This is a genomic window from Pseudomonas imperatae, assembly GCF_057128625.1.
Map to the genome: position 1 here is coordinate 40918 of NZ_JBSKHP010000008.1, position 11940 is coordinate 52857.

Genomic DNA, 11940 nt, shown 5'->3' on the forward strand with positions numbered 1-11940 from the left:
GCCCTACCACTTCAGGGGTGATCATCCTTAGACAAAGGGCTAACATGGCCGCCTGTCTTCTTTGTCAAAGCGTTGCCGGCCCATGTCCAATCAGTCCATCAAGACCCCCTGTGTAGGCCTCTGCTCCACGGTTTACGGGGATCTTGTGTGCCGCGGCTGCAAGCGTTTCCACCACGAAGTGATCCACTGGAACGGTTACGACGACGACGCCAAGCGCGCCGTGTGGCTGCGCCTGGAGCAACTGCTGGTGCAGGTGATGGTGGCCAAGCTCGAAGTCTTCGACAAGGACAAGCTGCGCCTTCAGCTGGAGCAACGCAAGATCCGTTTTGTGCCGAACCAGTCCGAATACTGCTGGGCCTACCAGTTGATCGCCCGTGGCGCGCGGGTGATCAACCAGCTGGAGGCCTACGGCATGGTCCTGCTGCCCGAATTCCGCGACTGGGAGCTGCCGGAATTGCGCGATGCCATTGATCGGGAATTCTTCCTGCTGTCGGAGGCGCATTACGAGCGCTACATAGCGCCCGGTTTTTTGCAGGACGCGTTTCCCGAGGCGTGAGGGCCTGTGGGAGCTGGCTTGCCAGCGAGCTTTGAGGGCCTCAAAAACTCGCTGGCAAGCCAGCTCCCACACAAACTAGCCGCGGGCCAATTCTTCCAGGTGCGCGATGATCTCGTCGGTCTTGAGCACCAGCACGTCACTCTCCAGCGCATCCAGCACCACCTCCGCGGTATTGCCGATCAGCGCCCCTGACACGCCGGTGCGGGCCACGGTGCCGATCACCGTCACGGCGGCGTTGAGCTTCTGCGCGGTGAAGGGAATCAGCACGTCCGCAGGCCCCTCGGCGATGTGCAGGTGGGCGTCGTCGATGTCGAATTCGGCCTGGAACGCCGCGCACTGTTCGCGGTAGCGCGCCTCGATGGTTTCCTTGAGCTGGAACGCCGGGTCCTTGGCCGACAGCATCGGCGAAGGATGAGCGGCAATCACGTGCAGGTCGCCCTTGGCCAGGCGGGCAATGTCGAAGCCATGTTCGACGATGTTCGCGTGAAGATGCCGGTGTTCGCCGTCGGCATTGCCCACGTCCACCGCCGCCAGAATCACGCCGTGGGTCCAGGGCCGCTCGCTTTTCACCATCAGCACCGCGCAGGGGCAGTGGCGCAGCAGCTTCCAGTCGCTGGGCGTCAGCAGGAAGCGCTTCAGTGCGCTTTCGTGGCGGTGCTGCTTGATCACCAGGCCGCAGCCTTCGGTCTGTTGCACCTTGATGATGGTCTTCTCCAGGTTGCCCTCCCAGGCCTGCTCGGCCGTGGCGCTGAAGCCGTCGTCGTGCAACTGGCTCTTGAGCAGGGTCAGCAGGGCGCTGTGGTCCTGGTGGTGGTCGCACATCAACAGGTGCAGGTGCGCCTGGGTGACGCCGGCGATCAGCTTGGCGCGGGTCAGCGCCTGGCTGTGGGCGTGTTCAGGGTCCAGCACCACCAACAGGCTGCGGATGGTTTGCATGACGGTTCTCCCGGGCGGGTAGGGGCAGGTAGGGTTCTACTATAGACAGCCGCCAGTCCGGCCCATTGACCTCTCTCAAGCATAGCGGCTGGCGATCTGCCGTGGGGTCCGTATAATCGCCGGCTTTTGCCCCGCCCCAGGAGTCGAGCATGCTGTCTGAAATCCATGAGTTCCTCGGTTGCAGGACGCCGCAGGCGTGGGTCGACGCAGCCCTGGTGAACCAGGAAACCATGCTGGTGGACCACAAGAACTGCGAGTTCAAGGCCGCCAGCACCGCGCTGAGCCTGATCGCCAAGTACTGCACCCACGCCGACCTGATCAACTTCATGTCGCGCCTGGCCCGTGAAGAGCTGGTGCACCATGAACAGGTGATCCGCCTGATGAAGCGCCGCAACGTCGAACTGCGGCCGCTGAACGCCGGGCGCTATGCCTCGGGCCTGCGCAAGGTGGTGCGCAGCCACGAGCCGGTGAAGCTGGTGGATACCCTGGTGGTAGGCGCGTTCATCGAGGCGCGCAGCTGCGAACGTTTCGAGGCGCTGGTGCCGCACCTGGACGAAGAGCTGGGCACCTTCTACCACGGCTTGCTGAAGAGCGAGGCGCGGCACTACCAGGGTTACCTGAAGCTGGCGCATCACTACGGTGAGGCCAAGGACATTGCCAAGACCATCGACAAGGTGCGCGAAGTCGAGGCCGACCTGATCCTCAGCCCCGACCCCGAGTTCCGCTTCCACAGCGGCGTGCCTGCCTTCGCTTGACCTTTCTGTAGCCGCTGCCGCCAGGCTGCGCTGGCCCTGATGTTCGCTGCAGTTTTTCAGTGGACTCGAAGACCAGCGCAGCCTGCGGCAGCGGCTACGCGTTTGCGCCTAAACTTTTCCTTCCGTCTGTCGTCCGAATACTAAGCAAGCTAATAAATTTATTTGACATTAGCTGCCTAGGCAGTAACATCTTGTATAAATTACTGCCTAGGCAGGCTTCTTGATGAGACATTTCACCCCGGAAAATTTCCAGCGCTGCACCATCGGCCTGCTGCTGGGCCGTGCGTCGCAGGTCAAGGATCGCATCCTGGACACCCACCTGGTGCCCGAAGGTGTGACCTCGGCGCAGTTCAAGGTGTTGATTTTCATTGACATGTACAAGGTCGATACGCCAGCGGAGCTGTGCCGCTACCTGTCTTTGGACAGTGGTTCCATGACCCGCATGCTCGACCGCCTGGAACAGAAAAACCTGATCACGCGCAAGCGCTGCGCCACGGACCGTCGGCAGATTCGCCTGGCACTGACCGCCGAGGGGCATTCCCTGGCGGAGCGCATGCCACACATTGGCGCCGATGCCATGAACGATTTGGTAGGGGTGCTGGAGCCGACCGAACTGGCGGACCTGGAACGAATCTTAACCAAAGTATTGCTGGCGGCCGGGGACACCCTCACCGCCTTGCGGGTAGGTGAAAAATGAGCGGCAAGTCCTTACGCAACCGGTTCAGCCTGGTGTTCCTGGCCATGAGCCTGGCCGGCTGTGCCAATTTCCATGGCCTGAACACCTCGGGCGTGGCCACCGATGCGAAAACCCTGCAGGCCGATGGCACGCTGAAAGGCGTGACCCTGTCGCCTGCCGCCTGGCCGAAAGCCGACTGGTGGAAGAGCCTGGGCGACGAGCAGCTGGACGGCTTGATTCGCGAAGCCCTGCGCGACAGCCCCGACATGCAGGTGGCCGCGGCCCGCGCCCACCAGGCCACGGCGGCCGCCCTGGCGGCGGACGCTGCGCGCATGCCGACGTTGGATGCCTCGGCGGGCGTGGTGCGCGAGCGCCTGCCCAAGGTGCAGGATCCGCAGGGCGTGGGTGGCCTGTACGCCACCGTGCGCGAGGCGCAACTGTCGTTCAACTACAGCTTCGACCTGTGGGGCGGCCAGCGTGACGCCTGGGAAGCCGCGCTGGGCCAGGCCCGCGCCGCCGAAGTCGACCGCCAGGCAGCCGGGCTTACCCTGGCTGCCGATGTCGCCCGCGCCTACAGTGACCTGGGCCAGGCCTACATCATGGACGACCTGGCCCAGGACGACCTCAAGCGCACCCAGCAGATGCTGAACCTGGGCCAGCGCCGCCTCAAGGCCGGCATCGACAGCGACTACCAGTTCCAGCAGACCGAGAGCCTGGCTGCCAGCTCCCAGGCTTCGGCCGAAGACGCCAAGAAGCGCCTGCAAAGCGCGCGCATCGCCCTGGCGGTGTTGCTGGGCAAGGGCCCGGACCGGGCCAACGAGATCGCCCGGCCGAAAGTGTTGCAGGCCAGCGCCGTGGCGCTGCCATCGGTGCTGCCCGCCGAACTGCTGGGCCGCCGCCCGGACCTGGTGGCCGCGCGCTGGCGCGTGGAGGCTGCGAGCAAGGACGTGGCCGCTGGCAAGACCCGCTTCTACCCCAATCTGAACCTCAGCGCCGCGGCCGGCACCCAGTCGCTGCTGGGTGATTCGCTGTTCGGCGGCGCCAGCCGCCTGTTGAGCATTTCGCCGACGGTGTCGTTGCCGATCTTCGACGGCGGCCGCCTGCGCGCCGACCTCGATGCCCGCGACGCCGACTACGACCTGGCGGTGGCGCAGTACAACAAGAGCCTGGTCAAGGCCCTTGGCGATGTCAGCGACACCATCAACCAGTTGCACGCCATCGACCTGCAGATCAAGGCCCAGGAACGCGCGGCCAGCATCGCCAAGCAGTCCTATGACACCGGCACCCTGCGTTATGGCTCCGGTATCGGCAACTACGTGGACGTGCTGACCATCGAGCAGCAACTGCTGCAGGCACAACGACAACTGGCCAGCCTCAACGCCGAACAGATCGACCTGTCGATCCAGTTGATGCAGGCCCTGGGCGGCGGCTTCTCGGGCGACAGCGTCGCCCAGGCCGCCACTCCTTCCGCACACGCAACGCAGACTGAATAAGCAAGGTATCTGTCATGGCTACTGCCTCCGCTACAAACTCGCCGGACAAGGCTCCGGCAACGGAACAACCCAACGCTGGCAACCCGCGCAAGCGTAAGGTGATGCTGTTCATTCTGCTGTTGCTGGTGATCCTCGGCGGCCTGGCTACCTGGGGCTGGTACGAGGTTTACGGCCGCTGGAACGAAAGCACCGACGACGCCTACGTAAACGGCAACGTGGTGGAAATCACCCCGCTGGTCACCGGCACCGTCACCAGCATCGGCGCCGACGACGGCGACCTGGTGCACGCCGGCCAGGTGCTGCTGGAGTTCGACCCGGCTGACGCCAAGGTCAACCTGCAAAGCGCCCAGGCTAACCTGGCCAAGGCCGTGCGCCAGGTGCGCGGGCTGTACAGCAACGTCGATGGCGCCAAGGCGCAGTTGCTGTCGCGCCAGACCGACCTGAAGAAGGCCCAGGACAACTATGACCGTCGCCGTACCCTGGCCGCCGGCGGGGCTATCTCGCAGGAAGAGCTGAGCCACGCCCGTGATGACCTCAATGCTGCCCAGGCCGCTGTCGTCAACGCCCAGCAGGGCCTGAAAAGCAACACCGCGCTGGTGGATGACACCACCGTGGCCACCCACCCTGACGTGATGGCGGCCGCCGCGCAGCTGCGCCAGGCGTACCTGGCCAACGCCCGTACCACGCTGATCGCGCCGGTCACCGGCTACGTCGCCAAGCGCACCGTGCAGCTGGGCCAACGCATCCAACCGGGCACCGCGACCATGGCCGTGATCCCGCTGGACCAGATCTGGATCGACGCCAACTTCAAGGAAACCCAGCTGAGCAAGATGCGCATCGGCCAGCCGGTGGACATCACCGCCGACCTGTACGGCAGCGACGTCAAGTTCACCGGCACCGTCGACAGCCTGGGCGCCGGCACCGGCAGCGCCTTCGCCCTGCTGCCGGCGCAGAACGCCACCGGCAACTGGATCAAGATCGTTCAGCGCGTGCCCGTGCGTATCCACCTGAACCCGGATGAGCTGAAGGACCACCCGCTGCGCATCGGCCTGTCCACCGTGGTCGACGTCAACCTGCACGACCAGAGCGGCCCGGTGCTGGCCCAGCAGCCGCCGCAGAAAGCCTCGTTCAGCACCCAGGTGTATGACCGTCAGCTGGGTGAGGCCGATGACATGATCACCCGCCTGATCCACGACAACAGCGTCGGCGCCGGCAACACCGCCCAACGCTGATTCGCCGATCCGCAGGCCCCGTGCGCTCGCGCGGGGCCTGTACGCCTCCAACTTCCAGGGATTTGCGATGAGTAACGCTTCCTTCAAGCCGCCCAGCCTGCTGCTCAGCACCATCGGCCTGTCGCTGGCGACCTTCATGCAGGTGCTCGACACCACCATCGCCAACGTGGCGCTGCCGACCATTTCCGGCAACCTGGGGGTCAGCTCCGAGCAGGGCACCTGGGTGATCACCTCGTTCGCCGTGAGCAACGCCATCGCCTTGCCGCTGACCGGCTGGCTGAGCCGTCGCTTTGGCGAGGTCAAGCTGTTCCTGTGGGCCACCATCCTGTTCGTGCTGGCCTCGTTCCTCTGTGGTATTTCCACGTCGATGCCTGAACTGGTCGGCTTCCGCGTGCTGCAAGGCGTGGTAGCGGGGCCGCTGTACCCCATGACCCAGACGCTGCTGATTGCCGTGTACCCACCGGCGAAAAGGGGGATGGCACTGGCACTGCTGGCCATGGTCACGGTGGTGGCGCCCATTGCCGGGCCGATCCTGGGCGGCTGGATTACCGACAGCTACAGCTGGCCGTGGATCTTCTTCATCAACGTGCCGATCGGTATCTTCGCCTGCCTGGTGGTGCGCCAACAGCTGGCCGCACGGCCGGTGGTCACCAGCCGCCAGCCCATGGACTACGTGGGCCTGATTGCCTTGATCATTGGGGTTGGCGCCCTGCAGATCGTGCTCGACAAGGGCAACGACGCTGACTGGTTCGAGTCCAACTTCATCATCATCGGTGCGGTGATCTCGGCCATTGCCCTGGCGTTCTTCGTTATCTGGGAGCTGACCGACGAGCACCCGGTGGTCAACCTGAAGCTGTTCAAGTACCGCAACTTCCGCTTCGGCACCATTGTGCTGATCCTGGGGTATGCGGGCTTCTTCGGCATCAACCTGATCCTGCCGCAGTGGCTGCAGACGCAGCTGGGCTACACGGCGACCTGGGCGGGGCTGGCGGTGGCACCGCTGGGTATCCTGCCGGTGCTGATGTCACCGTTCGTGGGCAAGTACGCCACCAAGTTCGACCTGCGGATCCTGGCAGGGCTGGCGTTCCTGGCCATTGGTACCAGTTGCTTCATGCGGGCCGGCTTCACCAACGAGGTGGACTTCAACCACGTGGCGCTGGTGCAGATGTTCATGGGGATCGGCGTGGCGCTGTTCTTCATGCCGACCCTGACCATTCTGCTGTCGGACCTGCCACCCAACCAGATCGCCGACGGCTCGGGCCTGGCCACCTTCCTGCGGACCCTGGGCGGCAGCTTCGCGGCCTCGCTGACCACCTGGATCTGGATTCGCCGGGCGGACCAGCACCATGCCTACCTGACGGAAAGCGTGACCGCCTACGACCCGGCCACCCAGCACACCATCCAACAGATGGGCGGCGCAGGGCTCAAGACCTACCAGCAGCTGGACGGTATCGTCGAGGCGCAGGCGTACATGCTCTCCACCGTGGATTATTTCACGCTGCTGGGCTGGATGTTCATGGGCCTGATCCTGATCGTGTGGCTGGCCAAGCCGCCGTTCGCCGCCAAGGCAGGGCCGGAGGCGGCAGGGCACTGATATCGGCGCCGGCCTTCCCGACCTTCAGGCTCTGTATGAAATGTGTGGAGCTTGCGTGAAATACTGTGGGAGCTGGCTTGCCAGCGAGCTTTTGAGGCCCGAAAAGCTCGCTGGCAAGCCAGCTCCCACACCGTTCATACAGAACCTAGAAAGGGAATGCCGCCAGCGACATGCCCTGTTCATCCACCTGCAACGCCCAGCCATCCTTGTCCCAATCCCCCAGCACAATCCGCCGCGCGGGCGCATCGCCCACGTGCAGCTTGTGGATGGCCGGGCGGTGGGTGTGGCCGTGGATCAGGGTGTTGACCTTGTACTGCGCCATGATCCGTGGCACCTCTTCAGGCGTCACGTCGACGATGTCGTTGGCCTTCATGCGCGTCTGCGCGCGACTTTCGCTGCGCAGCTTGCGCGCCAGCTTGTGGCGGGTGCGCAGGGGCAGGTGGCGCAGGATGAACAGCGTCAGCGGGTTGCGCAGGATACGGCGCATTTTCATGTAGGCTTCGTCGCGGGTGCACAGGCTGTCGCCGTGCATCAGCAGTACCGGCTCACCGTAGAAATCGACCACGCTGGGGTCTGTCAGCAGCGTGGCGCCGGCCGCCTTGCAGAAGCGCTTGCCGATCAGGAAGTCGCGGTTGCCGTGCATCAGGAAGATCTTCGTGCCGCTGTCGCTGAGTGCGCGCAGGGCCTCGCCGATCGAATGCTGGTAGGGGCTCATGCCATCGTCGCCGATCCAGGCTTCGAAAAAGTCCCCCAAGATATAAAGAGCGCTCGCCGAGCGCGCGCGCCCGGCGAGAAACTCCAGGAACGCCCGGGTAATGTCCGGGCGTTCTTCCTGCAGGTGCAGATCGGAGATCAGCAGAATCACTCAATGATCTCGGCTTTCTCGATGACCACGTCTTCTACCGGTACGTCCTGGTGGCCCGACTTGGAGCCAGTGGCCACGCCCTTGATCTTGTCGACCACGTCGTTGCCTTCGATCACTTCACCGAACACGGCGTAGCCCCAGCCTTGCACGGTCGGTGCGCTGTGGTTCAGGAAGGTGTTGTCGGCGACGTTGATGAAGAACTGCGCCGAAGCCGAATGCGGCTCCATGGTGCGGGCCATGGCAACGGTGTACTTGGTGTTGGAGAGGCCGTTGTTGGCTTCGTTCTGGATGCTTGGGCGCTTGTCTTTCTTTTCCTTCATGCCTGGCTCGAAACCGCCGCCCTGGATCATGAAGTTGCTGATGACACGGTGGAATACGGTGTTGGCGTAGTGGCCAGCGTTGACGTACTCGATGAAGTTGGCCACGGTTTTCGGGGCTTTTTCAGCGTTCAGCTGCAGCACGATGTCGCCGAAGTTGGTAGTCAGTTTTACTTTGGACATTTCAGGATTCGCTCTTCTTTAGAGAATTTGGCGGGTCGTTTATAACCCTGACGCGCAGTTTACAGGTCGCGATACGCATTTCGAGGCTGTTTTTTCGCAGACGGCCGGCGAAACCCGGCAGACTGGCCTGTCAGCGACTTGACAGCTTCGGCTATGATAAGCGCTTTGATTTAGTCGGCCTACCCATGGCCACAGGTACGTTTTCAAGGATCCTATGAGCAAGCCCACCGCCGATAACGCTCCCAATGCCGCAAACGCCAAAGGCGCGCCGGTAGTTCCCACCAATTTCCTGCGGCCGATCCTGCAGGCCGACCTGGACTCGGGCAAGCACGCCAGCATCGTCACCCGCTTCCCGCCGGAGCCCAACGGCTACCTGCACATTGGCCACGCCAAGTCGATCTGCGTGAACTTTGGCCTGGCCAAGGAGCTGGGCGGCGTCTGCCACCTGCGCTTCGACGACACCAACCCGGCCAAGGAAGACCAGGAATACATCGACGCCATCGAGCGCGACGTGAAATGGCTGGGCTTCGACTGGGCCGGCGAAGTGCGCTACGCCTCGCAATATTTCGACCAGCTGCATGACTGGGCCGTCGAGCTGATCAAGGCCGGCAAGGCCTACGTCTGCGACCTGACCCCCGAGCAGGCCCGCGAATACCGCGGCAGCCTGACCGAGCCAGGCAAGAACAGCCCGTTCCGCGAGCGTGCGGTGGAAGAGAACCTGGACCTGTTCGCGCGCATGAAGGCCGGCGAGTTCAAGGACGGCGAGCGCGTGCTGCGCGCCAAGATCGACATGGCCTCGCCGAACATGAACCTGCGCGACCCGATCCTGTACCGCATCCGTCATGCCCACCACCACCAGACCGGTGACAAATGGTGCATCTACCCCAACTATGACTTCACCCATGGCCAGTCCGACGCCATCGAAGGCATCACCCACTCCATCTGCACCCTGGAGTTCGAAGGCCATCGCCCGCTGTACGACTGGTTCCTGGACAACCTGCCGGTGCCCAGCCACCCGCGCCAGTACGAGTTCAGCCGCCTGAACCTGAGCTACACCGTGACCAGCAAGCGCAAGCTCAAGCAACTGGTCGACGAGCAGCACGTGCATGGCTGGGACGACCCGCGCATGTCCACCCTGTCGGGCTTCCGCCGTCGTGGCTACACCGCGGCATCGATTCGCAACTTCTGCGAAATGATCGGCACCAACCGTTCCGACGGCGTGGTGGACATGAACATGCTGGAATTCAGCATCCGTGACGACCTGGACCGCAACGCCCCGCGCGCCATGTGCGTGCTGCGCCCGCTGAAGGTCACCATCACCAACTACCCGGAAGGCCAGGAAGAAACCCTGGAGCTGCCACGCCACCCGAAAGAAGACATGGGCATGCGCGTGCTGCCGTTCGCCCGCGAGATCTACATCGACCGCGACGACTTCATGGAAGAGCCGCCCAAGGGCTACAAGCGCCTGGAGCCAGCCGGTGAAGTGCGCCTGCGCGGCAGCTACGTGATCCGCGCCGACGAAGCCATCAAGGACGCCGACGGCAACATCGTCGAGCTGCTGTGCAGCTACGACCCCGACACCCTGGGCAAGAACCCCGAGGGCCGCAAGGTCAAGGGCGTGATCCACTGGGTGCCGGCCGCCGCCAGCGTCGAATGCGAAGTGCGCCTGTACGATCGCCTGTTCCGCTCCCCGAGCCCGGAAAAGGCCGAGGAGGGCGCAAGCTTCCTGGACAACATCAACCCTGATTCGCTGCAAGTGCTGACTGGTTGCCGCGCGGAGCCATCGCTGGCCCACGCACAGCCGGAAGACCGCTTCCAGTTCGAGCGCGAAGGCTACTTCTGCGCCGACCTGAAAGACACCCAGCCTGGTCGTCCGGTATTCAACCGTACTGTCACCCTGCGCGACTCGTGGGGCAGCTAAGGAATCATCGTGCTATCGATCTACAACACGCTCACCAAGAGCAAGGAAGTCTTCAAGCCGCTGGACGGCAACAAGGTGCGGATGTACGTGTGCGGCATGACCGTGTACGACTTCTGCCACATTGGCCATGGCCGCAGCATGATCGCCTTCGACCTGGTGACCCGCTGGCTGCGCCATAGCGGCTACGACCTGACGTACGTGCGCAACATCACCGACATCGACGACAAGATCATCAACCGCGCGCGGGAAAACGGCGAAAGCTTCGACGCCCTCACCGAACGCATGATCGCCGCGATGCACGAGGACGAGGCGCGCCTGAACATCCTCAAGCCGGACCTGGAGCCGCGTGCCACCGACCATATCGCCGGCATGCACGCCATGATCCAGACCCTGATCGACAAGGGCTTCGCCTACGCCCCGGGCAACGGCGACGTGTACTACCGCGTCGGCAAGTTCGTGGGTTACGGCAAGCTGTCGCGCAAGAAGATCGAAGACTTGCGCATCGGTGCCCGCATCGAAGTGGACGAGGCCAAGCAGGACCCGCTGGACTTCGTGCTGTGGAAAGGCGTGAAGCCGGGCGAGCCAAGCTGGGAGTCGCCATGGGGCCCGGGCCGTCCGGGCTGGCACATCGAGTGCTCGGTGATGTCGACCTGCTGCCTGGGCGACACCTTCGACATCCACGGCGGTGGCAACGACCTGGAGTTCCCGCACCACGAGAACGAGATTGCCCAGAGCGAGGCCGCCACCGGCCAGCAGTACGCCAACGCCTGGATGCACTGCGGCATGATCCGCATCAATGGCGAGAAGATGTCCAAGTCCCTGGGCAACTACTTCACCATTCGCGATGTGCTGGCCAAGTACCACCCGGAGGTGGTGCGCTACCTGCTGGTGTCCAGCCACTACCGCAGCTCCATCAACTACTCGGAAGAGAGCCTGAAGGAGTCCAAGGGCGCGCTGGAGCGCTTCTACCATGCGCTCAAGGGCCTGCCGAGCGTGGCCGCCGCCGGTGGCGAAGAGTACGTGACGCGTTTCACCGACGCCATGAACGACGACTTCGCCACCCCGGAAGCCTGCGCGGTCCTGTTCGACCTGGTGCGCGAGATCAACCGCCTGCGCGACAGCGACCTCGACGCCGCCGCCGGCCTGGCCGCGCGCCTGCGCGAGCTGGGCAGCCTGCTGGGCGTGCTGCAGCTGGAAGCCGATGACTTCCTGCGTGCTGGTGCCGAAGGCAAGGTTGACGCCGCTGAAGTCGACGCGCTGATCGCCGCGCGCCTGGCGGCGCGTGCCGGCAAGGACTGGGCCGAGTCGGACCGCATCCGCGACCAACTGACCGCCATGGGCGTGGTGCTGGAAGACGGCAAGGGCGGCACCACCTGGCGCCTGGCCGACTAAGCGGCATGCTGTAGAAAAAA

11 protein-coding genes are annotated in these 11940 nt (G+C 63.9%); 8 read left to right on the plus strand and 3 right to left on the minus strand.

Annotation, left to right across the window (positions count from 1 at the left end; translation table 11 throughout):
• The first annotated feature begins 82 nt into the window (after positions 1 to 82).
• The gene (locus ACWKWX_RS11900) at positions 83 to 556 is read left to right on the plus strand and encodes a DUF1289 domain-containing protein (protein WP_416425845.1); all 474 of its coding nucleotides are present in this window, start codon (positions 83 to 85) and stop codon (positions 554 to 556) included.
• 75 nt (positions 557 to 631) lie between these two features.
• On the opposite strand, the gene ACWKWX_RS11905 is transcribed toward ACWKWX_RS11900, so the two are convergent.
• A complete protein-coding gene (locus tag ACWKWX_RS11905) occupies positions 632 to 1492 on the minus strand; it encodes a universal stress protein (protein ID WP_416425844.1) in 861 nt (286 codons plus the stop codon).
• Positions 1493 to 1641: 149 nt separating this feature from the next.
• Here ACWKWX_RS11905 and ACWKWX_RS11910 point away from each other — a divergent pair, with 149 nt between their 5' ends.
• The 5 genes from ACWKWX_RS11910 (at position 1642) to ACWKWX_RS11930 (ending at position 7242) form a co-directional block, all read left to right on the plus strand.
• Positions 1642 to 2247 carry a MiaE family protein gene (locus tag ACWKWX_RS11910; RefSeq protein WP_416425843.1) on the plus strand — a complete coding sequence of 202 codons (606 nt, stop codon included), beginning with the start codon at positions 1642 to 1644 and terminating at the stop codon, positions 2245 to 2247.
• A gap of 223 nt (positions 2248 to 2470) precedes the next feature.
• Positions 2471 to 2944, plus strand: coding sequence for a MarR family winged helix-turn-helix transcriptional regulator (locus tag ACWKWX_RS11915; RefSeq protein ID WP_416425842.1), 474 nt, complete (start codon positions 2471 to 2473; stop codon positions 2942 to 2944).
• The gene (locus ACWKWX_RS11920) at positions 2941 to 4416 is read left to right on the plus strand and encodes an efflux transporter outer membrane subunit (protein ID WP_416425841.1); all 1476 of its coding nucleotides are present in this window, start codon (positions 2941 to 2943) and stop codon (positions 4414 to 4416) included. Before ACWKWX_RS11915 ends, ACWKWX_RS11920 begins: the two co-directional genes overlap by 4 nt.
• A gap of 14 nt (positions 4417 to 4430) precedes the next feature.
• Complete coding sequence (locus tag ACWKWX_RS11925; protein WP_416425839.1) at positions 4431 to 5648, plus strand: HlyD family secretion protein; 1218 nt, start codon at positions 4431 to 4433, stop codon at positions 5646 to 5648.
• 67 nt (positions 5649 to 5715) lie between these two features.
• Positions 5716 to 7242: a DHA2 family efflux MFS transporter permease subunit gene (locus ACWKWX_RS11930; RefSeq protein WP_416425838.1), complete on the plus strand. Its 1527-nt coding sequence runs from the start codon at positions 5716 to 5718 to the stop codon at positions 7240 to 7242.
• Positions 7243 to 7387: 145 nt separating this feature from the next.
• Here ACWKWX_RS11930 and lpxH read toward each other — a convergent pair whose 3' ends face one another.
• Both lpxH and ACWKWX_RS11940 read right to left on the minus strand, forming a co-directional pair.
• Entirely contained in the window at positions 7388 to 8107 is a 720-nt protein-coding gene (lpxH, locus tag ACWKWX_RS11935; protein WP_416425837.1) for a UDP-2,3-diacylglucosamine diphosphatase, read from the minus strand.
• Complete coding sequence (locus tag ACWKWX_RS11940) at positions 8104 to 8607, minus strand: peptidylprolyl isomerase (protein ID WP_416425836.1); 504 nt, start codon at positions 8605 to 8607, stop codon at positions 8104 to 8106. The genes lpxH and ACWKWX_RS11940 overlap by 4 nt, the downstream gene beginning before the upstream one ends.
• A gap of 214 nt (positions 8608 to 8821) precedes the next feature.
• Between ACWKWX_RS11940 and ACWKWX_RS11945 the strand changes: the two genes are divergently transcribed.
• Together ACWKWX_RS11945 and cysS are read left to right on the plus strand one after the other, a co-directional pair.
• Positions 8822 to 10528 carry a glutamine--tRNA ligase/YqeY domain fusion protein gene (locus ACWKWX_RS11945; RefSeq protein WP_473003810.1) on the plus strand — a complete coding sequence of 569 codons (1707 nt, stop codon included), beginning with the start codon at positions 8822 to 8824 and terminating at the stop codon, positions 10526 to 10528.
• Positions 10529 to 10537: 9 nt separating this feature from the next.
• Complete coding sequence (gene cysS / locus ACWKWX_RS11950) at positions 10538 to 11920, plus strand: cysteine--tRNA ligase (protein ID WP_416425834.1); 1383 nt, start codon at positions 10538 to 10540, stop codon at positions 11918 to 11920.
• Positions 11921 to 11940: the final 20 nt, after the last annotated feature.